The sequence below is a fragment of the Martinezella sp. CNPSo 3890 genome, from assembly GCF_057784455.1.
In genome coordinates this window covers 289,486-309,352 of sequence record NZ_JBXSOR010000005.1, presented here as the reverse complement: position 1 = coordinate 309,352, position 19,867 = coordinate 289,486, and the positions used below count along the sequence as shown (strand labels likewise).

Annotated in this window: 21 protein-coding genes; 9 read left to right on the top strand and 12 right to left on the bottom strand. The window is 60.0% G+C overall.

All coding sequences use genetic code 11. The features are described 5' to 3' along the window. Positions 1-6: 6 nt before the first annotated feature. Positions 7-255 (top strand): type II toxin-antitoxin system VapB family antitoxin, encoded by a 249-nt coding sequence (locus tag AC13RC_RS16010; RefSeq protein ID WP_113354409.1) that lies wholly within the window; start codon positions 7-9, stop codon positions 253-255. Further along, positions 252-665, top strand: a complete 414-nt coding sequence (locus tag AC13RC_RS16005) for a type II toxin-antitoxin system VapC family toxin (RefSeq protein WP_145318280.1) — start codon at positions 252-254, stop codon at positions 663-665. The genes AC13RC_RS16010 and AC13RC_RS16005 overlap by 4 nt, the downstream gene beginning before the upstream one ends. 56 nt (positions 666-721) lie before the next feature. Here the strand turns inward: AC13RC_RS16005 and AC13RC_RS16000 are convergent, their stop codons facing one another. The 7 genes from AC13RC_RS16000 to putA form a co-directional block, all read right to left on the bottom strand. Further along, positions 722-1,795 carry an ABC transporter ATP-binding protein gene (locus AC13RC_RS16000; RefSeq protein ID WP_488557748.1) on the bottom strand — a complete coding sequence of 358 codons (1,074 nt, stop codon included), beginning with the start codon at positions 1,793-1,795 and terminating at the stop codon, positions 722-724. 1 nt (position 1,796) lies between these two features. Continuing rightward, the gene (locus AC13RC_RS15995; RefSeq protein ID WP_488557747.1) at positions 1,797-3,728 is read right to left on the bottom strand and encodes a glycoside hydrolase family 127 protein; all 1,932 of its coding nucleotides are present in this window, start codon (positions 3,726-3,728) and stop codon (positions 1,797-1,799) included. 24 nt (positions 3,729-3,752) lie between these two features. Further along, complete coding sequence (locus tag AC13RC_RS15990; RefSeq protein ID WP_488557746.1) at positions 3,753-4,616, bottom strand: carbohydrate ABC transporter permease; 864 nt, start codon at positions 4,614-4,616, stop codon at positions 3,753-3,755. Next, positions 4,613-5,530, bottom strand: coding sequence for a carbohydrate ABC transporter permease (locus AC13RC_RS15985; RefSeq protein ID WP_488557745.1), 918 nt, complete (start codon positions 5,528-5,530; stop codon positions 4,613-4,615). Before AC13RC_RS15985 ends, AC13RC_RS15990 begins: the two co-directional genes overlap by 4 nt. 67 nt (positions 5,531-5,597) lie before the next feature. Continuing rightward, positions 5,598-6,836, bottom strand: a complete 1,239-nt coding sequence (locus AC13RC_RS15980) for an ABC transporter substrate-binding protein (RefSeq protein ID WP_488557744.1) — start codon at positions 6,834-6,836, stop codon at positions 5,598-5,600. Between the two features lie 45 nt (positions 6,837-6,881). Next, on the bottom strand, positions 6,882-7,838 hold the full coding sequence (locus AC13RC_RS15975; RefSeq protein ID WP_488557743.1) for a LacI family DNA-binding transcriptional regulator: 957 nt from the start codon (positions 7,836-7,838) through the stop codon (positions 6,882-6,884). A gap of 292 nt (positions 7,839-8,130) precedes the next feature. Continuing rightward, positions 8,131-11,835 (bottom strand): trifunctional transcriptional regulator/proline dehydrogenase/L-glutamate gamma-semialdehyde dehydrogenase, encoded by a 3,705-nt coding sequence (putA, locus tag AC13RC_RS15970; protein WP_488557742.1) that lies wholly within the window; start codon positions 11,833-11,835, stop codon positions 8,131-8,133. A gap of 185 nt (positions 11,836-12,020) precedes the next feature. Between putA and AC13RC_RS15965 the strand changes: the two genes are divergently transcribed. Together AC13RC_RS15965 and AC13RC_RS15960 are read left to right on the top strand one after the other, a co-directional pair. After that, the gene (locus tag AC13RC_RS15965) at positions 12,021-12,482 is read left to right on the top strand and encodes an Lrp/AsnC family transcriptional regulator (protein WP_015342703.1); all 462 of its coding nucleotides are present in this window, start codon (positions 12,021-12,023) and stop codon (positions 12,480-12,482) included. 130 nt (positions 12,483-12,612) lie between these two features. Then, complete coding sequence (locus AC13RC_RS15960) at positions 12,613-12,879, top strand: hypothetical protein (protein ID WP_113333231.1); 267 nt, start codon at positions 12,613-12,615, stop codon at positions 12,877-12,879. A gap of 46 nt (positions 12,880-12,925) precedes the next feature. On the opposite strand, the gene AC13RC_RS15955 is transcribed toward AC13RC_RS15960, so the two are convergent. After that, complete coding sequence (locus AC13RC_RS15955) at positions 12,926-13,177, bottom strand: 4-oxalocrotonate tautomerase (protein ID WP_488557741.1); 252 nt, start codon at positions 13,175-13,177, stop codon at positions 12,926-12,928. A 60-nt stretch (positions 13,178-13,237) separates the two neighbouring features. Here AC13RC_RS15955 and AC13RC_RS15950 point away from each other — a divergent pair, with 60 nt between their 5' ends. The 4 genes from AC13RC_RS15950 to vapC all read left to right on the top strand — a co-directional run bounded on the left by AC13RC_RS15950 (position 13,238) and on the right by vapC (position 15,980). Continuing rightward, on the top strand, positions 13,238-14,122 hold the full coding sequence (locus AC13RC_RS15950; RefSeq protein ID WP_488557740.1) for a LysR family transcriptional regulator: 885 nt from the start codon (positions 13,238-13,240) through the stop codon (positions 14,120-14,122). Between the two features lie 71 nt (positions 14,123-14,193). Beyond that, positions 14,194-15,198, top strand: coding sequence for a LacI family DNA-binding transcriptional regulator (locus tag AC13RC_RS15945; protein WP_488557739.1), 1,005 nt, complete (start codon positions 14,194-14,196; stop codon positions 15,196-15,198). Between the two features lie 150 nt (positions 15,199-15,348). Further along, complete coding sequence (gene vapB, locus AC13RC_RS15940) at positions 15,349-15,582, top strand: type II toxin-antitoxin system VapB family antitoxin (RefSeq protein ID WP_488557738.1); 234 nt, start codon at positions 15,349-15,351, stop codon at positions 15,580-15,582. Next, complete coding sequence (gene vapC, locus AC13RC_RS15935; protein WP_488557737.1) at positions 15,582-15,980, top strand: type II toxin-antitoxin system tRNA(fMet)-specific endonuclease VapC; 399 nt, start codon at positions 15,582-15,584, stop codon at positions 15,978-15,980. The genes vapB and vapC overlap by 1 nt, the downstream gene beginning before the upstream one ends. 45 nt (positions 15,981-16,025) lie before the next feature. On the opposite strand, the gene AC13RC_RS15930 is transcribed toward vapC, so the two are convergent. After that, positions 16,026-16,895: a LysR substrate-binding domain-containing protein gene (locus AC13RC_RS15930; protein ID WP_488557736.1), complete on the bottom strand. Its 870-nt coding sequence runs from the start codon at positions 16,893-16,895 to the stop codon at positions 16,026-16,028. Positions 16,896-17,016: 121 nt separating this feature from the next. On the opposite strand from AC13RC_RS15930, the gene AC13RC_RS15925 reads away from it, so the two are divergent. Then, a complete protein-coding gene (locus AC13RC_RS15925) occupies positions 17,017-17,877 on the top strand; it encodes an urea carboxylase-associated family protein (protein WP_488557735.1) in 861 nt (286 codons plus the stop codon). A 102-nt stretch (positions 17,878-17,979) separates the two neighbouring features. On the opposite strand, the gene AC13RC_RS15920 is transcribed toward AC13RC_RS15925, so the two are convergent. The 3 genes from AC13RC_RS15920 to AC13RC_RS15910 form a co-directional block, all read right to left on the bottom strand. Then, positions 17,980-18,324: a hypothetical protein gene (locus AC13RC_RS15920; RefSeq protein WP_113333237.1), complete on the bottom strand. Its 345-nt coding sequence runs from the start codon at positions 18,322-18,324 to the stop codon at positions 17,980-17,982. A 159-nt stretch (positions 18,325-18,483) separates the two neighbouring features. Next, positions 18,484-19,095, bottom strand: coding sequence for a thiamine phosphate synthase (locus AC13RC_RS15915; RefSeq protein WP_488557734.1), 612 nt, complete (start codon positions 19,093-19,095; stop codon positions 18,484-18,486). Then, positions 19,092-19,865 (bottom strand): thiazole synthase, encoded by a 774-nt coding sequence (locus AC13RC_RS15910; protein WP_488557733.1) that lies wholly within the window; start codon positions 19,863-19,865, stop codon positions 19,092-19,094. The genes AC13RC_RS15915 and AC13RC_RS15910 overlap by 4 nt, the downstream gene beginning before the upstream one ends. Between the last annotated feature and the right edge of the window lie 2 nt (positions 19,866-19,867).

The window sequence follows — 19,867 nt, the reverse complement described above, 5'->3', positions numbered from 1 at the left end:
AAAGACATGGCTGAACCACAACTATCCGTTCGCAGTGCTCGAGCACGTGACCTCGCGCATCGCCTTGCGCGGCGTGAAAACCGGACGATCGCCGATGTCGTCGAACGAGCATTGGAAGCCTATGAAATTCGCGAGGCTGGTCGCGAACCCGCATCGTCTTTCTATGCTCGAATGGCGATGAGGGATGATGATGATATCGACCTCGAATCGGTCATTCGCGATGGGCGTCAACCCAATCACGGCATTGATCTGTGATATTTCTGGACACGAATGTCATCTCTGAAACTTTCCGGAAACTGCCTGACGAGGCCGTGATATCGTGGCTTGGTCGGTATGATGCGGAGATAGCACTTTCCACTGTGGCTATTGCTGAAATCGCCTTTGGTATTCAAAAGATTGCTCCCGACCAGAGGGCTGCCCGGCTTGAGCAGAGATTATCTGAATGGCGCCATCGTTTCGCGGATCGGATCTTCGGTCTTACCGAAGAAGCCGCATTAGACTACGGCAAACTAATGGGTGCAGCGAAGAGGCAAGGACGACCAATGTCGACGGCAGATGGCATGATTGCAGCCATCGCCCGCGTAAATGGCGGACGTTTGGCCACTCGCAATCTGTCCGACTTCCGTGAGACTGGGCTGGATCTGATATCTCCTTGGGAATTCTAGTCCGCTTGCAATGGTGACGACCTTTCCGGCATATGTGCGGTTGCTCGAGAAGACAGCTACCGCAGCCGTCCTCCCGGCTTGTCGAAATAGCGCCGGCGTTCGGGCGGGCAATGCAGATGGAGCGTGTCGCCGCGCTCTATCTCCGGTCCGTCGCGATATTCGGCTATGATCGCCTGGCCGTCCTCTGTCTGGCAGTAGAGATAGCGCGTGCCGCCCAGATATTCGGTGACGTCGACCGTCACCCGCACGGCATCGTCGGCATTTGACGCAACGACGAAATGTTCAGGGCGCATGCCAAGCAGAATCGTTTCGCCCGCCGATGGCTTGGTCTGTGAAAGGTCGACCTTGATGCTGTCGTTTCCGACCTTTGCCGTCCCGTCATCCGACCATGTCGCGTCGATCATGTTCATCCTTGGCGAGCCGATGAAGCCGGCCACGAAACTGTTAGCCGGGTCTTCATAGACCTCGCGCGGAGTGCCGACCTGCTCGATCCGGCCGTCCCTCAGCACGACGATCTTGTCGGCAAGGGTCATGGCCTCGGTCTGGTCATGGGTGACATAGATCATCGTATTGCCGAGTTCCCGGTGAAGCCGGGCGATTTCGATACGCATGGAGACGCGCAGTTCCGCGTCGAGGTTGGAGAGCGGCTCGTCGAAGAGAAAGACATCCGGTTCGCGAACGATGGCGCGGCCGATGGCGACACGCTGGCGCTGGCCGCCGGAAAGCTGTCCCGGGCGGCGGTCGAGGAGATGATCGATCTTGAGGATCGCGGCGGCGGAGCGCACGCGTCTTTCGATTTCGGATGCATCGGTTCGGGCCATTTTCAGCCCGAAACCGAGATTGTCGCGAACGCTCATATGCGGATAGAGCGCATAGGACTGGAAGACCATGGCGATGCCGCGCTCGGATGGGTCGAGATCGGTGACATCTCGGCCCTTGATGGCGATCTCACCGTCGGTCACCTCCTCCAGTCCGGCAATCATGCGCAGCAGCGTGGATTTGCCGCAGCCGGAGGGGCCGACAAAGACGACGAAAGCGCCTTCCGGTATGTCGAGATCGATGCCATGGATGACCTCCAGCCCGCCGAAACTCTTGCGGACGCCGGTCAGGCACATGCCGTTCTTCATCATATCAGGCTCCGCGCTGCAGCTGATCGGCGCGGATCCAGACCAGCATCTCGCCCGGATCGCGATTGTCCCAGAGATGATAGGGGATGAAACGCGCGGTGGAAGGAGTACCCTTCGGCGGTGTCGTCCGGTAGAGATCGGAGCCCCAGTCGGCCTCATCGCGCATGACGGAAATATCGAGCGCCACCGCGCCCTCCAATGCCGCAATTTCCGTCGTCTTGGCGGAAGCCGGATCGCTGGAAAAGGAGATGCCGTTGAGGTCGTGGCCATTGTCGGTGGTTTCGACGCAATAGACGAGCGGGCCGCGCATCAGGGCCGCGCGTCCGGCGTCCTGGCGGACTTTCGGATTGGCAAACAGCGTTCGCGGGATGAGCGGAAGGGTGAGGTCGACGCTGTCGCCCGCCTGCCACTCGCGCTCGATGCGGGCATAGCCATCGACGGTGATCGCTGCCAAATCGACCGGTGCCCCATCGATTGCGAGCGTCGCGCCCTCGGCCCATTCGGGGATGCGCAGCGATAGTGCGAATTTGGCTGCGCGATCGGGATTGACCTCGAAGCGAATGGCGCCGTTCCAAGGATAGCGCGTCGTCTGGGAAAGCTGCACGGTCACGCCGCCGGCAAGCGGCACGCGCGCCTTGCTCTCGCCGTAGAGATGGACGGCAATCTCATTGTCGGCCGCCGCATACATATAGGAGCCGACGGAGGCGAGTAGGCGTGCGATATTGGGCGGGCAGCAAGGGCAATGGTGCCAGGTCCAGCGGTGATGCTTGCCGGCGCTCTCCAGCGGATTTTCGTAGAAGAATGTCTTGCCGTCCTGCGATAGCCCGGCCATTGCACCATTATAGAGCGCCACTTCCATGATGTCGGCATAGCGGCGGTTCGGTCCGCGGCCGAGCATGCGGTTGGCCCAGAAGACCAGACCGACGGAGGCGCAGGTCTCGGCATAGGCACTTTCGTTCGGCAGGTCGTAATAATCGGTGAAGCCCTCGTTGGAGGCAGCCGGGCCGATGCCGCCCGTCACATACATCTGCTTGGTCGTCAGGTCGTCCCAAAGCGTCTCGAGGGCCGAGGTTAGCGTATCGTCGTTATATTCCGTGGCGATATCGGCCATGCCGGAATAGAGATACATGGCGCGCACGGCGTGGCCCACGACCTTGGTCTGTTCGCGCACCGGCAGATGCGACTGGCTGTATTCATAGGTCTTCTGCACGAAGTTCTTCGGGTCGCGGCCGTCGCGAAGCGCTTCCTCAGTGAAGAAATGCGGTTCCTGGCCACGCTCGTCGATGAAGTATTTGGCGAGATTGAGATATTTCGTCTCGCCGGTGACGCGGCCGAGCTTGACGAGGGCGAGTTCCACCTCTTCATGGCCGCAATAGCCGCGCAGCTGGCCTTCGCCATGCCCGAAGACGGTGATCATGTAATCGGCAAAACGGCTCATGATATCGAGCAGCTTGCGCTTGCCCGTTGCCTGGTAATAGGCGACGGCAGCCTCGATCAGATGGCCGGCACAATAGAGTTCGTGATGATCGCGCAGGTTGGTCCAGCGGCGGCCCGGCTGGACGCGCTGGAACCAGGCGTTCAGATAGCCGTCCTCCTGCTGCAGCTTTTCATACATGTCGATTATGGCGTCCGCGCGCGCTTCCAGTTCGGCATTGGGGCGGCGATAGAGGGAATAGGCGATGGTTTCGATCGACTTGCCGAGATCACTGTCCCAAAACATCTGCGTCGAGCCCGACCAGGTCTGCAAGGGAATGACGATGCCGGGGCTTGGCTGGTCCACGTCGATGGCTTTGATCATGCCGGCCTCGACGCAGCGGTCGAGTAGCGTTGCTGCGGTGGAATTGCATATGGCATCCTGGCGAGCACCGAAGAGCCCTCCAAGTTCGACATTCGGAACGGGCAGGGGGCGAAACTGGCGGCTTTGCTTGTCAGACATGGTTTTGATCCGTTGTTCGAAGGGTTATTTCACCGCGCCGGCCATCAGCCCGCGCATGTAGTAGCGTTGCAGAAGCAGAAAGACGATGACGCAGGGGATGGTCATGACGGCGATGCCGGCCTGGACCGCACCCCAGTTGACGGCGCCGAGGCGACCGGTCCTGACGGCGATCATCAGCACCGGCAGCGTGAATTTCTCGTTGCTCGACAGGAGCACCAGGGCGGCCAGGAACTCGTTCCAGGCGTTAAGGAAGGCGAAGATCGCAACGGTTGCGACGCCCGGCAGCACCAGCGGAAAGAGAACGCGGAAAAGAAGCTTCAAATCGCGCGCGCCATCGATGCGGGCCGCCTCCTCGATTTCCTTCGGTACTGCGTCGAAGGCATTGCGCATCATGAAGACCGAAAAGGGAAGCTGCAGCGTCACATAGACGAGCGTCAGCCCGATTAGGGAATTGTTAAGCCCGAGCCTTGCCAGGATGATAAAAAGCGGCGTCAGGATCGACTGGAAGGGGATCATCAGCGTCGCGATGATCAGGATGAAGAGCGCGCCCTTAAAAGGGAAATGATAGCGCGAGAAGCCGTAGCCCGCGAGCAGGCTGACGATGACGGTCAGAAGCACGGTTGCGACCGAGACGAAGAGCGAGTTCAGCGTATGCTGGATAACCCCGGCGCCGAAGCCATTCAGGGAGCGATAGGCGTCGAAACTGAAGCCGGTCGTCGGCCATGGCGGCAAGGGTGGAAGGCTGGCTTCGGTTCCATGCCGGAATGACGATAGCAATGCGATCGCGAACGGCGCGAAGAAGAAGATGACGATGACAACGCCGATGCCGTGATAGCCGATGCCATCCAAGAGCTTGCGCCTTGCGCGGCGTTCCTTTGCTGTGGTCATGGGTGGTTCTCCCCGACGCGCAGCAGCCAGAGCTGGACGATGCTGATCAGCACCAGGATGACGAGAAGCGCGATCGAGAGCGCTGCGCCATAGCCGAGGTTGAAGGACACGAAGGACTGGTTGAAGATGTAGTAGACGACCGAAATCATGCGGTTCTGCGGGCCGCCTGATGTCATGATATAGAACTGGTCGAAGGCGAGCACCGAGCCCGTGATGGAGATGATCAGCGCGAGCGCGATCGTGCGGCGCATCAGCGGCAGGGTCAGATACCGGAAGCGCTGCCAGCGCCTCGCGCCATCGATGCGGGCCGCCTCGGTCAGTTCGGAGGGGATCGCCTGCAGGCCGGTCAGCAGGATGATCATGGTGAAGCCGGCGATCTTCCAGACCACCATGACGATGATGGTTGCGAACGCCATGTCGAAATCGGCAAGCAGGTTCGGCCGCTTGTCGACAAGACCGAGTGCCAGGGCGACCGGTGCGAAGAAGCCGGCGTCGACATTGGCAAGCCAGACCCAGAGCAGCGAAGCCGTTGCAAGCCCCACGACGACCGGAAGGAAGATGATCGTTCGGTAGAAGCCCACGAACGGCCGGTGCTTTTCAACGAAGAAGGCGAGCGGAAAGGCAACGGCGAAGATCGCAATAGTGACGACGACGGTGTAATAGGCGGTGAAGCGCAGCGCTGCCATGAAGCGCATGTCGGAGATCATGCGGACATAGTTTCCAAAGCCAATCCATCGGGGATTGCCGAGCAACGGCCAGTTGTGGAAGCTCATCCAGACGGTAAAGACCACGGGCAGCACGAAGAAGACGATAACGAGCGCCATGGCCGGCGCGATGTAGAGAAATCCGTGCCAGCCGGCACGCTTTCGCCGTTTTCGCGGACGCGCGGTTGCGATAGCTCCAGGGCCAGCCATGGAATGCTCCCGATATTGCGATGGAGGGACCGGGGAGTGTCGAAGCTCCCCGGCGTTCATGGGTCGATTATTGTTGGGCGTTGTCGATGATCGACTGCATCTCCGATTGGGCATTAGAGAATGCGCCATCGACATCGCTTCCGAAGATAGCTGCGTTGGTGAAGCCCGCCCAGGGACCGTTGGCGCTGTTAATCAGGTCGTTGAACTGCAGCGTATAGGGCGTCTTCGCGACAGCAATTGCCTTCAGGCCGACCTGCATGCGCGGATCCAGGCCCTGCAGCACCTGGTCGGCGATATCGCCGCGCGTCGGCAGGCTGCCGTATTTCGCCATGATCTTCTGTCCCTCAAGCGAATAGGTATATTCGAGGAATTTCTTCACGGCATCGAGCTTCTTCGTGCCCTTGGAGATGACGAAATTATCGCCGCCGGCAAAAGAGGACGGCTTGCCGTCGACGCCGGGGATCAGGGTCACGCCGAAGTGGATATCGGGATATTGCGTGATCAGCGTGCCGATCGAGAAGGCGCCGATGCTCTGCTGGCCGATCTTGCCGTTGCTGATGCTGAGGAAGTTGGCGCCGGTGTCACTTGCGGCACCCGCCGGCACCAGATCCTTCTTGACCATATTGCGGTATATATCGACCGCCTTGCGCATTTGCGGCGTGTCGAGCGTCGCCTTCTTGCCGTCTTCCGAGAGAATGTCGGCACCAGCGCCCCAGACAAGCGGCGTAAAGGTGAAGATCATGCAGCCGCCGCAGCCGCCGCCGGAGAAGTAGAAGCCGTAGGTATCGCTGCCGAGCGCGCGGATCTTTTCGGCATTGCTCGTGATCTCGTCCCAGCTGGTCGGCGCCTTTTCAGGGTCGAGGCCGGCTTTTTTGTAGAGATCCTTGTTCCAGGCAAAGACCGACGTCTCGACGGAGAGCGGCAGGCCATAGATGTGGCCGTCATAGGTGCCGAGCTTCACATGCGAGGGCGACAGCGAATTGAAATAGGGTAGGCTCTTTGCCCAGTCCGTCAGGTCCTCGAGCTGGCCGGCGGCAGCAAAGGCCGGTGTATAGATGAGGTCCATCGACAGGGCGTCGGGCGCCTGGCCGCCGGCAATGGCGGTCGCGTATTTCTGCACGAGTTCGGCAAAAGGCACTTCGGTCAGCGTGACCTTGTCCTCATGGCCGGCATTATAGGCCTCGACGACCTTCTTGAAGGAATCTCCGATGCCGCTTCGCACCCACATGGAGATATTCTCGGCGGATGCGGCGGACGTAAGTATTAGGGATATAAGGCCGGTTGCGGCCAGAAATCGCTTCATCATATTCTCCTCCCATGGGGCTACTCCCATCAGCCCCTTTTCCTTTAATCAACGACCGGAGTTTCCCCCGCATGATTGCCGCACGATAAGCTCGCAGGGCAAAGTTCTGATGCCAGGTTCGACGCTGCGTCCTTCCGCAAGCGCGAGAACCGTCAGCCCGGCCTCGCGGCCAAGAGCTTTAAGATTCATATCGACCGTCGTCAGTGGCGGCCGAGTCTGGGCGGCAACGATCTCCCAATTGTCGAAACCGACCACCGAGACATCCTCCGGCACCCGAACGCCGCGCTCACGAAGCGCATCGACGACCGCGCGGGCAATCTGGTCGTTGCCGCAGAAGATCGCATCCGGCTTTGCTCCGGCCACGCTCCAGAGCTTTGCGACGGCCTCGTGTCCCCAGGCCTCGGACCACATGCCGTACATGACCGGCAGCCGGTCTCCGGCGAGGTCGCGATAGGCTTTGGCGCGTTCGCGCACCGAGACGAAGCTTTCAGGGCCGGTCACATGGGCGATTCGGGTTCTGCCGAGCCCCTGCAACCATTCGACAGCAAGGGCAGCCCCCTGATAGTCATCGGCGCAGAAGGTGACGCTTCCCGGCGCGCCTTCAGTGAAGGCATAAATCACCGGAATCGGCAGATTGGACAGATCCACCGGCAGGCGGCGGTCGATCCGCTTTCCCGAGGCGATAATGCCATCCACATGCTTGTCCAACATGGCGTCCACATGAACCTTTCCAAGTGCCGGATCGTCCTCGATCGTGCAAAGGAAGACCGAGACGCCGTGATCGACGAGTGCCTCCGTGATGCCGGCCATGACCGGTAGCGTGAAGCGACCGTATGTATCATTTGTCAGAAGACCGATCGTGAACGTGCGATTGCTGAGCAAACCCTTGGCCAAGGCATTCGGACGGAAGCCTATGTCGGCGGCAGCGCGCTTGACCCTTTCGCGGGTCTCGTCGCCCATGCGGCCGGTATTGTTCAAGGCCTTGGATGCCGTTGAAATGCTCACGCCTGCAGCCGCCGCAACGTCATGGATCGTTGCACGTCCGCTTTTCGCACGCTGATTTTCCAGATGTCTTCTCCCAGTCAGTTTTCGTGAGAAAAGCTTTTCTCACGGCAAGAGTCAATATGAGAAAAGCTTTTCTCAAAAATTTCTGCGCGGAAGAGAAGGAGGCCCGGAAGCTGGATGAGGACCGTAGCGAATTTACAGATCACTGCAGAATGTGCGCCATGAAAAACGAAGCGGCGGCTGAGACCCCGCGGGTCCCGACCGCCGCTTAAGTTCTAGATCGCTGTCAGCTTTAGCCGATTGTCATCAGGCTGGCATTGCCACCGGCCGCCGCGGTGTTGATCGACGTCGTTACTTCCTCAAGCAGCCAGTTGAGGCAATAGGCATCGACGTTCTTGGCAATGTCCTCGCTCGACGCAGCCTGTGTGAGAACCAGCGGGCCGGGGATAGACGCGATCGTCTTGATCGCCTGCTGGACGCGCGCAGCATCACCTTCGATGAGAGCGCCAGCGAAAGGTCCATCGGCCGCCCAGTCTTTCGTCCAGGAGATGCGACTTGCGACCTGCGCAGGCAAGCCATGAAGCTCGCCCTGCAGGCCCGATGCAGCATCGATGACGATTGAATTGCCTGTCGCAAGTGCTGCAGCGATTTGGACATGCAAGCCAAGTGCTGTCTGCGGAGCGAGCAGGAGTCTCCCTCGCGGATGCAGCGCATAGAGGTTCAGCTCGCCGACCGGGCCTTGCAGTTCGGTATTGAAGCCGAGCGATGATTGGGCGGCGACAGCACGGGCCTGTTTGGCCGCATCCGCAGCGCCCTTGCTTTCGAGCCAGGCGATGAACTGCTGCGCAGCCGGGTCGGCCTGCACGGAGGCATTGCGCAGCGGTTCGGTCGGGGAGGCGACCAGACGGCGCAGGTACATTGGGCCGCCGGCTTTCGGCCCCGTGCCGGAAAGGCCGCGCCCGCCAAAGGGCTGGACGCCGACGACAGCGCCGATGGTATTGCGGTTGACGTAGAGATTGCCGGCGCGGACGCGCTCAGTGACATGGGCGATCGTATCGTCAAGCCGGGTGTGCAGGCCGAAGGTCAAGCCGTAGCCGGAGGCATTGATATCGGCGATCAGCTTGTCCAGGTTCTTGCGTTGATAGCGTATAATATGAAGAACGGGACCAAAGACTTCCCGCTTCAGATCGCTCAGCTTCTTCAGCTCGATGATGGTGGGAGCAACGAAGGTGCCCTTGGCGGCGCTTTCGGGAAGGTCGAGCTGTTCGACATTGCAGCCAAGCTTGCGCATGCGTTCGATATGCTCGTCGATGCGGCGCTTGGCGTTGTCATCGATGACGGGGCCGATATCGACGGCGAGCCGATCGGTCCTGCCGACCGAGAGTTCGCGAAGAGCGCCGCGCAGCATGGCCAGCGTGCGATCGGCGACTTCCTCCTGCAGGCAGAGGATGCGCAGGGCCGAGCAGCGCTGGCCCGCGCTGTCGAAGGCCGAGGCGATGACATCGCCGACGACCTGTTCGGCAAGCGCCGAGGAGTCGACGATCATGCCGTTCTGCCCGCCGGTTTCGGCAATTAAGGGAATCGGTTTGCCGAATTTGGAAAGCCGTTCGGCCAGCTGAGCCTGGATCAGGCGGGCAACTTCCGTGGAACCGGTGAACATGACGCCGGCGGTTTCCGAAGCGTCGACGAGGGCGGCACCCATTTGCCCCCCGCCCGGGACAAATTGCAGAACATCGCGCGGAATGCCGGCCTCATGCAGGATGCGGACGCCTTGGGCTGCGATCAGCGGCGTATTGCCGGCTGGCTTAGCGACGACGGGATTGCCCGCGACCAAAGCGGCTGCGATCTGGCCGGTAAAGATCGCCAGCGGGAAATTCCATGGGCTGATGCAAACGACAGGGCCGAGCGGCACGCTCTCCGGCTTCAGTACTTGGCGTGCCTGAGCGGCGTAATAGCGGAGGAAATCGATCGCTTCACGGATTTCGCCAACCGCATTTGCGGCCGATTTGCCGGCTTCGCGGATGGTCAGCCCGACGAGAACAGGCATCTCGCTCTGCATGATATCGGCGGCGCGCTCAAGTATGGCGGCACGCTCAGCGGAGCTCACAGCAGCCCAACGCTCCGCTGCTGCGGCGGCAAGCCGCATGACGTCGGGTGCATCCTGCGGCTCGAGCTCGGTGACATGGCCGACGACATCGCCATGATCGGCGGGGTTGAGGACGGCGCGAGCCATGCCGCGTTCGGAGCCATCGGCGAGAAGCGGCTTGGCGATCCAGTCTCTCGCTGCCGAAGCTTGCAGCTGCGCGGAGAGATCGGTTAGCGCCGCTTCATTCGAGAGATCGACGCCGGCTGAATTCCGTCGCGCGCTACCGAACAGATCGGCCGGGAGAGCGATCTTGTCGTGCTGCGCGCCGACTACGCTCATGCCGCGCACGATCTCGACGGGATCGGCAATAAGCTCGGAAACGGACACGGCCGGGTCGGCGATCTTGTTGACGAAAGAGGAATTGGCGCCGTTTTCGAGCAGGCGGCGGACGAGATAGGCAAGCAGCGTCTCATGTGTGCCGACCGGCGCGTAGATCCGGCAGGGGCGATTGAGATTTTCGGCGCCGACCACCTCTTCGTAGAGCGGCTCGCCCATGCCGTGCAGGCACTGGAACTCGTATTTGCCGATAGCAAAGTCGTCCCCGGCCATATGGTAGATGGTGGCCAGGCTCTGCGCATTATGGGTGGCAAATTGCGGGAACACGACGTCGGTCGCGGCCAGGAGCTTCCTGGCGCAGGCGATGTAGGAGACGTCTGTATAGATCTTGCGTGTATAGACCGGAAAACCTTCCAGGCCGTCGAGCTGCGCGCGCTTGATCTCCGCGTCCCAATAGGCGCCCTTGACGAGGCGAACCATCAGGCGATGCCTGGAGCGGCGGGCAAGATCGATGATGAAATCGAGGACGAAGGGACAGCGCTTGCCGTATGCCTGCACGACGAAGCCAATACCATCCCAGCCGGACAGATCCGAATCGAGGCACAGTTCTTCCAGAAGGTCGAGCGAGAGTTCGAGACGGTCTGCCTCTTCGGCATCGATGTTCAGGCCGATATTGTAGCCCTTGGCAAGCAGCGCCAACGCCTTCACTTTCGGCAGAAGTTCGCCCATCACCCTGTCTGCCTGCGAGCGCGAATAGCGCGGGTGCAGCGCGGAGAGCTTGATGGAGATACCGGGGCCTTCATAGATGCCGCGGCCAGCCGAGGCCTTGCCGATCGCATGGATGGCGTTTTCGTAGTCGCGATAGTAGCGCTCGGCATCGGCATGCGTCGTCGCGGCTTCGCCAAGCATGTCGTAGGAATAGCGGAAGCCCTTTGCTTCGAGCGCGCGGGCGCGCTTCAATGCTTCGTCGATCGTCTCGCCAGTGACGAATTGTTCGCCCATCATGCGCATGGCCATATCGACGCCGCGGCGGATGACGGGCTCGCCGGCGCGGGCGATCAGTTTTGTCAGCGCGGCGGAAAGCCCGCCTTCGTTGACTGTCGATGTCAGCTTACCGGTGACGACCAGCCCCCAGGTCGCGGCATTGACGAACATCGAGCGGCCGCCGCCGATATGCGACTTCCAGTCGCCGCCGGCGATCTTGTCGCGGATCAGCGCATCGCGCGTCGCCGTGTCGGGAATGCGCAACAGCGCCTCGGCAAGGCACATCAGCGCGACGCCTTCCTGGCTGGAGAGGGAATATTCCTGCACCAGCCCCTCGACGCCGTCTCCCTTGTGTTTGGCGCGCAGCGCTTCGATCAGTTTCCTGGCCGTCTTCTTTGCCGCTTCGCGCGTCGTGTCCGGCAGGGTCGCCGCTTCGACGAGGAACGGCAGGCATTCGGTCTCGGAGCGTCTGTAGGCGGCAGTGATCGCCTGGCGAAGCGGGCTCTGCTCGCGAATGGGCGGTGCGAAATGGGAAAATGGGGCAGCGTCTGGAGCTGGTTCTTCAGTTGCGAGCTTGGCAGAGACAGTCATGATAACCTCAAGGTGCAAGGGGCCTAATGGTTTGAGCTGAGGTCAGCGATATTGCCACGCCCAGCTGTCCCATTGCTTCGACGAGAACATACTTCATTGCAGGAAAGCGTTCCGCCTTGAAACTGCGGCTTTCCAGTCATATTGAACTTCAATAGCGCTTGTTTCAAATAGGAATGCCTGCGGAAATGACCAAATCCAGTGAAATTGACCAGTTCGACCAAAAGATCCTCGACGCCCTAGTCGAGGATGGCCGCATGTCGATCACGGAGCTTTCAGAGCGGGTCGGTCTTTCCAAGACTCCCTGCCAGGCACGGCTCAAGAAGCTGATCGATTCCGGCTATATCGACGGCTTCAAGGCCATCCTCAATCCGATCAAGCTTGGCCTCGATCACGTCGCCTTTGCCGAAGTGAAACTCACGGACACCCGTGAGGAGGCCTTGCTCAGCTTCAACAATGCCATCAAGAAAATCAAGGAAATCGAAGAGTGCCACATGATCGCTGGCCGCTTCGATTATCTCTTGAAGGTCCGGACGTCAGATATTCGCCGTTACCGCATCGTTCTCGGCGAAAAAATTTCCAGCCTGCCTTTCGTGGCAAGCACGTCGACCAATGTGGTGATGCAATCTGTCAAGGAAAACTGGTCGTAAATCCGCTTCCTATTCCATCCGCCTGGCGAGCTCCCATCGTCGGCTCATCTTGCCGGCTAAACAATGACCTAGATTTCGCCATTCGAATCGGATCATTGCAAGGCGCTAAAATAAGTAGGATGGAGTAGGCATGGAGACCAGTGCAGGCGACCGAGACCTTGTCGAGGTCATGAAGCGGTACTTTGCGGTGAAGGCCGAAGTCGAGGAAATAAAGCTCCGCCTGGAGGCGGCAAGGCGGGAAAGCGGCGAAGAGATCGACGCATTCTACAATCCGCGTACCAACGCGAACCACGCCGCCGACATCATTCGTTCTCACGCTCTCAAGCAGGAATTGGTACGTCTGATGGATTGGGCCGAAGCCTGGGGGCGGCAGAGCCTAGCGCCGGATGTGGCCTGACGGTGGCATAAGGACCGCCAGGCTTCGATCGTGAAATCGGATTGTTTCAGCTATCCGATTTCAGTTTGCCCGCCGTGGCCCAGGATTCCTTTGAAATCTCGGTAATGATGATTTCCACCGATTCCGGCGGGCAAGCGAGGGTTTCCACAGCGGCCCTGGTCGCTTCGCGAACGAAAGCGCGCTTCTGGTCTTGTGTGCGGCCGGGATGCATTTCCAAGCGGAGGATTGGCATGGCAACTCCTTGATAGATCATTGAATAGGTTCTGCCTGATGTCAGGCACCGCGGACTATCTTGCAAAACCAGCTGGCGATAAATACGCTCCTATTTGCTTCATTCCGAACCTATAGGTATGCAATCATGGACAAGTTGGCCGGCATGGCGATGTTCGTCAGAGTGGTCGAACAGGGCAGCTTTGCCGCCGCTGCCGACATAAGCCGGGTGTCGCCAGCCATGGTCGCCAAGCATATCAGGACGATCGAACAGCGGCTTGGTGCACGCCTGCTTCACCGCACGACGCGTCGTCATCAGCTGACCGAGGTCGGCAGGCTCTATTACGAGCGCTGCAAGACGGTGCTGGCGGAGGTGGAGCTTGCCGAGCAATCGGCCTCCGAACTGCAATCGGCGCCGCGCGGGCGCCTGCGGCTCGTCGCACCCGTCAGTTTCGGGACGCAAAGCCTCGTGCCGGCACTCGTAGACTATCTGCATGAGAATCTGGAGGTCAGCGTCGATCTGGCGCTCGACAATAATCCGCATGATCTGATCGGCGAAGGCTACGAACTCGGCATCCATATCGGCGATCTGACGGACACCAATCTTGTGGCGCGTCCGTTAAAACCCTATCGGCGTGTTCTCGCAGCATCGCCGAATTATCTGGATCGCTGTGGCAGGCCGCAAAGCCCTGAGGACCTTGCTAATCATATGTGTCTCGGCCATTCCTACTGGCGTCTGCAGGGGCGCTGGCATCTCGTCGGCCCGGATGGGGAAACGCGCGAGATCGCCATCAAGGGCAGGTTCACCACCAATCAGGGCGGCGCTCTGCGCGTTGCCGCTCTGCATGGAGCCGGCATTGTCCTGCAGCCGGAACTGCTTCTGGCGGCCGATCTCGATGCAGGCCGGCTTGAGCCGGTCCTGCCCCTCTGGTCGTACCAGCCGACACCCATGCACCTTGTTTATGCACCGGACCGGCGCCCGACGGCCATGCTGCGCAGCGTTATCGATTTTCTCGTCGCTCGCTTCGGTTGACATTTTCACCTCTTTTATCCGCCACGGATCCATGATCAAATCTGATCATCGGGTTGGCAAGTGAGGGACGCGTGGCCAAGATTACGTTGAAGGATGTGGCGGCGGCCGCGGGTGTAGGAGCAGCCACCGTCGAGCGTGCACTCAACGGCCGCGGCAATGTGTTGCCGGAGACGGCGGAAAAGGTATTCATCGCCGCAAAGCGGCTCGGCTACCGTATGCCGCTCGCCGGCACTAGGCATGGTCTGGTGCGCATCGAAGTCGTGCTGCTCCGGCCTGAGACCTATTTCTATTCAAGGCTCAATCGCGCATTCGAGCGCATCGCCGCGTTGCTCGACAAGGATATCCAGATCCAGCGGACTTTCGCCAGGGAAGACGATCCTGCCGATTTTTCGCGCCATATCGCCAATCCGCAAGCGCGGCGTTCCGCCTTGATCGTCGTCGCGCCCGATCATCCCGATGTGGTCGGCAGCATCCGCAAGGCTGCCAGCGGCGGCATTCCTGTCGTGCAGATCATGACGCGGCCAGCGCTGGAGCTGCCATACGTCGGCATCGACAACGAAGCTGCCGGGCGCGCCGCTGCCTTCTATATGGCGCGCATGCAGGCTGGCATCTCAGGCACTTTCGTCGCGCTCTGCCACAGCGGCGCTTACGAGAACCACAAGGCACGCATCCGCGGCTTTTCCAACTATTTGCTTGATCATGCGAACCCATCGCATCGCTTCGTCGAAGTCATGTTCGATGAGGATGATGAAATGAAGACAGTCGAGCTGCTGACGAGTGCTTTTGCCAGATATCCCGACATTATCGGCCTTTACAGTGCCGGCGGCGACAATGCAGCGATCGCGACGGTTCTGCGCCGGTATCGCCAGCAGCCGATCTTCTGGGTCGGGCACGAATTGTCCGACGCGACGCGCGGCTATCTGAAAGAGGGATTGATGACGATCGTTCTCGATCAGGCTCCGGAGGTTCAGGCTCGGCGTGCCATCGATCTGACGCTGAAGCGACTGGGCCTGATTGATACCGACGTGGATCTCGAACCGGTGCGGTTTCTAACCATTACTCCTGAAAGCCTCTGAAGACATTGGTGCGTTGGCTCAGATATCTCGCGCCAACCGGCGCTTGTTGGCTTTAAACCGCATAGGCGCCTAGGGGAGCGGAGTCTTGATTTTTCAAGCCTGTAGAATTAAGTATATCCCAATTGCATATCCCAAAATCAGGAGCCGAACATGACGAGTTCGACTGTATTCACCAGCAATCGAAGCCAGGCTGTGCGTCTGCCCAAGGCCGTAGCATTCCCTGAGGACGTACATCAGGTCGATATCCTGAAGATCGGTCGCAGCCGCTTGATCGTGCCGCAAGGTAAACGATGGGATGATCTCTTCCTTCATGGCCCCCGTGTCAGTGACGACTTTCTGGGCGAGCGTGAACAGCCAGCGGTGGAAGAACGCGAGTCCTTCTGATGCTGACCTATATGCTCGATACGAATATTTGCATTTATGTGATGAAGACCTATCCGCCTGCCGTGAGGGAAAAATTCAACGCGCTGGCGGAGCAGCTTTGCATATCGAGCATAACGCTTGGCGAGTTGTACTATGGTGCGGAGAAGTCGACTCGGCGCGTGGAAAACTTGACTGCCGTCGAGCATTTCCTGGCTCGGCTGGAGGTTCTGTCGTTCGGCGACAAGGCGGCTGCACATTACGGACAAGTGCGAGCCGAGTTGGAGCGCGCAGGGACCCCATGTGGCCCGCATGACATGCAGATCGGCGCACATGCCCGCAGCGAGGGGCTGATCGTGGTGACGAACAACATGAAGGAATTCATCCGCATACCTGGCATTCGCGTGGAAAACTGGGTCTAGCGGTCGTGATCGTCGGCGTCGGGCTCGAGTCGTCCAGCTTGACGCCTAAGCGATTGCGGCGCTGGCAGCAATCAGCCAGTCGCGGAACGTTTCCGCATCGTCGGAAAGATGGTCGGCTTCGATCAGCCAATAGGATTTGTCGGTATCCAACGCCGTATCGAACAGGGCAACCAGCGTTCCATTGCCCAATTCTTCTGCAATCAAGGCCGTTGGGCAGAGGCCCACACCTTGCCCGCCGATGACGGAGCCGATCATCAATCCGAAATCGGCAAAGATCGGTCCGGGTTTAGGAGGCTCGTGGACGCCTTCAAGGGTGAACCAGCGTGTCCAGGCGGCCGTCGTTTCATCGTGCAGGAGGTCGACATTAAGGAGATCGGCTGGCGTCCTGATCGGTCCGTGACGGCGCTCATATTCCCTCGAACAGGTTGGCCGCGTTTCGGCGGGCAATAGGGAAACCGCATTGACCGCTGGCCTTGGTCCATGGCGGATCAACAGATCGGCGTTTGCCGCCTCCGGCGTCCTCGCATCGAGCGCGTAGACGATATTGACCTGAATTTCAGGGTATTCCCTCTTGAATGCCTGCAATCGCGGTATCAGCCAGCGCGTGGCGACAGAAGCAATACAGGCCACGCTGACCGGCCTGTTGTTTCCGGCAAGCCGCAGCTGCCGGGCGGCGATGTCGATATGTCCGAGACCGTTTGCCACCGCTGCCCCGAAACTGCGGCCGGCCATGGTTGCCATTACGCCGCGGGCATGGCGCGTAAACAGCTTGACGCCGAGCCATTCCTCCAGGGCGCGCACATGTTGGCTGACACCCGCGGCCGTGAGATTGAGTTCAGCCGCCGCCTTGGCAAAACTCTCATGGCGAACGGCTGCCTCGAAGGCGCGAAGGGAGGCAAGCGGAACATGTTGCATCCGGTGAGGCTAAGTAAAACTTAGTCACAGCGCAAGGAGAATCGCTGTTGCGCAGGCGCCGTGTATTCTTAGAGTGATGCCTATGTTTCAGCGCCAAATCGGTGAGGAATGTGAAGTCGCCATGAACAGTATTTTCGATACGCCCGCTCCCGCCGATGCAGCCGAGCGGCGCGACAAGCCTCCTGTCATCGTCTATCCGAACGGCACGCTGCCGCCTGCCGATATGGATGTGCTGCGATCGGCGCGGCAAACCATGACCAAGATGGCCGAAATCGTCGTCCCCCCGCGCGAGGGCGGCAGTTTTCGCGTGCCGAAGGGACATTTCTTTCGGATCGTCAGCGTGGAGGGAGCGCAGGTCGGCGATCTCAATCTGTGGAATGCCGCCGATCTTTCCGAGCGTTTCTTCAGCGGCAAGACGCGAGCGTTGCATACCACCCATGTCGGTCTCGGCGATCGCCTGTGGAGCACGTTGCCCTATCTGCGCCCCATGGCGACGATCACACATGATACGCTTGGCTGGTATGGCTGGGATGCGGATGGAGCCGGCGTTCATGACGTCATCGGCACGCGCTGCGATCCCTATACGAACCGGCTGCTGAAGGGCGACGACTATCACCATTGCTGCCATTCGAACCTGTCACGCGCGCTCGCCAAAGAAATGAACATCTCTGCCCAGGAGGCAGAATTTCACGTTCACGACGTGCTGAACGTGTTCATGTGTACGGGCTTTACGCATGACACCCATCAGTATTTCATGAAGGCGAGCCCGGTGCGGCCGGGCGACTTCATCGAGTTCTTCGCGGAAATCGATCTGCTCGGCGCGCTCTCAGCCTGCCCTGGCGGTGACTGCGGCAGCGAACATTCGAGCGATACGGTGCCCTGCTATCCATTGCTGGTCGAAATCTGGCGACCCGAACCTGAAAGCCTTGCTGGGCGAATATACCCGGAGCGTAACCCCTATCCGAGGACGCACGGCCTATAATTCGCCGGCCTCAAACAGTTTTGCCGGCGGTTTTGGCCGCCGGCAAACCCAAATCATCCATGAAACGATGCATCCATTCAGGGCAGATGCATCGCTTATCGCTTAGTTACAAACGCGAATGCGCTCGTAGTGCCAGCCATAGTCATACTCGTTCTGGACGCGGCGATCCTCGTACCAGCATCTCGGCGGCGGGGGGGCGACTTCGTAAACCGGGCCTCTATTGGCAAGGGCGCCGCCGACAATCAGTCCGCCGAGAAGACCGGCAGCAACACCGCCGGCGATCGCGCCGCCATTGCCATGGTGGTGATGGCGACGCCAATCATCGTGGCCGCGCCAATCGCCGCGATAGCCGTCGTAATACTGCGCCTGTGCGCTGCTGACGGGCGCCAATGCGCCGCCTACGACCGTAGCGGCCAGCAAAACCGTAAGAACCGTCTTCTTTATCATGACCACCTCCAAAGCAGTCTTTGTGCTCAGCGAATGCGCGAGTCATCTAATTAACGTCTTCAGCATGATTATGTTCAGCTGAATATTCAATGAATGGCCCGTTCATCGGGCAAAGCGGCTGAAAATAACCCCTCCCACGGGCTCTGAGGCGCGAACTTGTCAATTTGGAGGCAGCCGCCGCGTCGCGTTCAGCCATTCGAGCGTCCGCGATTCGGGGTCTGGATTGCGAGTAATATCTGTCACGACTGCCGCGACATCGGCGCCGTGCTCAAATACGCTCGCAAGACGCTCGACCGTCAGGCCCCCTATTGCGACAAGCGGCCGATCGCCGATGCGAGCCTTCCACTCGCCGATCCGCTCAAGGCCCTGGGGCGCCCAGGGCATCGCCTTGAGGACGGTCGGATAGATCGGTCCAAGCGCTATATAATCGGGTTCGGCGGCAAGTGCCGTCTCCAATTCCGCCTCATCATGCGTCGAAAGCCCCAGCTTCAATCCGGCATTCCGTATGGCGGAGAGATCGGCGGAAGCGAGATCCTCCTGGCCGAGATGGATGAAATCGCAGCGCTCCTCGATCGCGAGCTGCCAATAATCATTGATGATCAGCTGGCATCCATGCGCGGCACAGATTGCCTTCGATTGGCGAATTTCGGCGCGAAGCTCTGCCTCGGTGCGGTCCTTGATCCGCAACTGCACCAGTCTGACGCCGAGCGGCGCCAGCCTCTGTATCCAGGCGGCGCTATCGACAATGAGGTAGAAGGGATCGAGCCTCACGAGAAAACCGCCTTTCCGATGACGGGTGTCGATGGCACGGCCATGTCGCGCGGCTCCAGCATGCCGGCGCCAAATGCCTGCCTGCCGGCATCGATTGCCTTGGCGAAGGCTTCCGCCATCGCGGCCGGATCGCCAGCCCCAGCAACCGCTGTATTCAGCAGCACGGCATCGAAGCCAAGTTCCATGACGGTCGCCGCATGCGACGGCCTGCCGATGCCGGCGTCCACGATCAGCGGTACCTCGGGAAAATGTGCCCGCATCGAGCGCAGGGCGGAGACGTTGAGTGGTCCCGCCGCCGTTCCGATTGGCGCGCACCAGGGCATCAGCACCTTGCATCCAGCTTCCAGCAGCCGCTCGGCGACGATGAGATCGTCCGTCGTATAGGGAAAGACCTCGAATCCCTCTCCGGTGAGGATTTTTGCCGCTTCCACCAGCGCGAAGACGTCTGGCTGCAGCGTATCGTGGTTGCCGATCACCTCGAGCTTGATCCAGTTGGTCCGAAAAACCTCGCGTGCCATTTTCGCCGTTAGCACCGCTTCGGATACGCCGTGGCAGCCTGCGGTATTGGGAAGGACGCGAACGCCGAGTTCACGAATCATCTCGAAGAATGCACCGCCATTGCGCCCGCCTGCCGTTTCCCTGCGCAGCGACACGGTGACGATCCCGGTTTGCGAACGTTTGGCGGCTTCCGCCAGTACGGCCGGGGAGGGGTAGCGCGCCGTACCGAGAAGAAGGCGCGATGCGAGTTGGGTTCCGTAGAGTTCAAGCATGA

Bases quoted from the DNA above. Each gene is read 5' to 3' on its own strand.
- vapB (WP_488557738.1), top strand. From the start codon at position 15,349: ATGACGAGTTCGACTGTATTCACCAGCAATCGAAGCCAGGCTGTGCGT.
- AC13RC_RS15985 (WP_488557745.1), bottom strand. From the start codon at position 5,530: ATGGCTGGCCCTGGAGCTATCGCAACCGCGCGTCCGCGAAAACGGCGA.
- putA (WP_488557742.1), bottom strand. From the start codon at position 11,835: ATGACTGTCTCTGCCAAGCTCGCAACTGAAGAACCAGCTCCAGACGCT.
- vapC (WP_488557737.1), top strand. From the start codon at position 15,582: ATGCTGACCTATATGCTCGATACGAATATTTGCATTTATGTGATGAAG.
- AC13RC_RS15925 (WP_488557735.1), top strand. From the start codon at position 17,017: ATGAACAGTATTTTCGATACGCCCGCTCCCGCCGATGCAGCCGAGCGG.
- AC13RC_RS15995 (WP_488557747.1), bottom strand. From the start codon at position 3,728: ATGTCTGACAAGCAAAGCCGCCAGTTTCGCCCCCTGCCCGTTCCGAAT.
- AC13RC_RS15965 (WP_015342703.1), top strand. From the start codon at position 12,021: ATGACCAAATCCAGTGAAATTGACCAGTTCGACCAAAAGATCCTCGAC.
- AC13RC_RS15920 (WP_113333237.1), bottom strand. From the start codon at position 18,324: ATGATAAAGAAGACGGTTCTTACGGTTTTGCTGGCCGCTACGGTCGTA.
- AC13RC_RS16000 (WP_488557748.1), bottom strand. From the start codon at position 1,795: ATGATGAAGAACGGCATGTGCCTGACCGGCGTCCGCAAGAGTTTCGGC.
- AC13RC_RS16010 (WP_113354409.1), top strand. From the start codon at position 7: ATGGCTGAACCACAACTATCCGTTCGCAGTGCTCGAGCACGTGACCTC.
- AC13RC_RS15930 (WP_488557736.1), bottom strand. From the start codon at position 16,895: ATGCAACATGTTCCGCTTGCCTCCCTTCGCGCCTTCGAGGCAGCCGTT.
- AC13RC_RS15980 (WP_488557744.1), bottom strand. From the start codon at position 6,836: ATGATGAAGCGATTTCTGGCCGCAACCGGCCTTATATCCCTAATACTT.
- AC13RC_RS15950 (WP_488557740.1), top strand. From the start codon at position 13,238: ATGGACAAGTTGGCCGGCATGGCGATGTTCGTCAGAGTGGTCGAACAG.
- AC13RC_RS15960 (WP_113333231.1), top strand. From the start codon at position 12,613: ATGGAGACCAGTGCAGGCGACCGAGACCTTGTCGAGGTCATGAAGCGG.
- AC13RC_RS15990 (WP_488557746.1), bottom strand. From the start codon at position 4,616: ATGACCACAGCAAAGGAACGCCGCGCAAGGCGCAAGCTCTTGGATGGC.
- AC13RC_RS15910 (WP_488557733.1), bottom strand. From the start codon at position 19,865: ATGCTTGAACTCTACGGAACCCAACTCGCATCGCGCCTTCTTCTCGGT.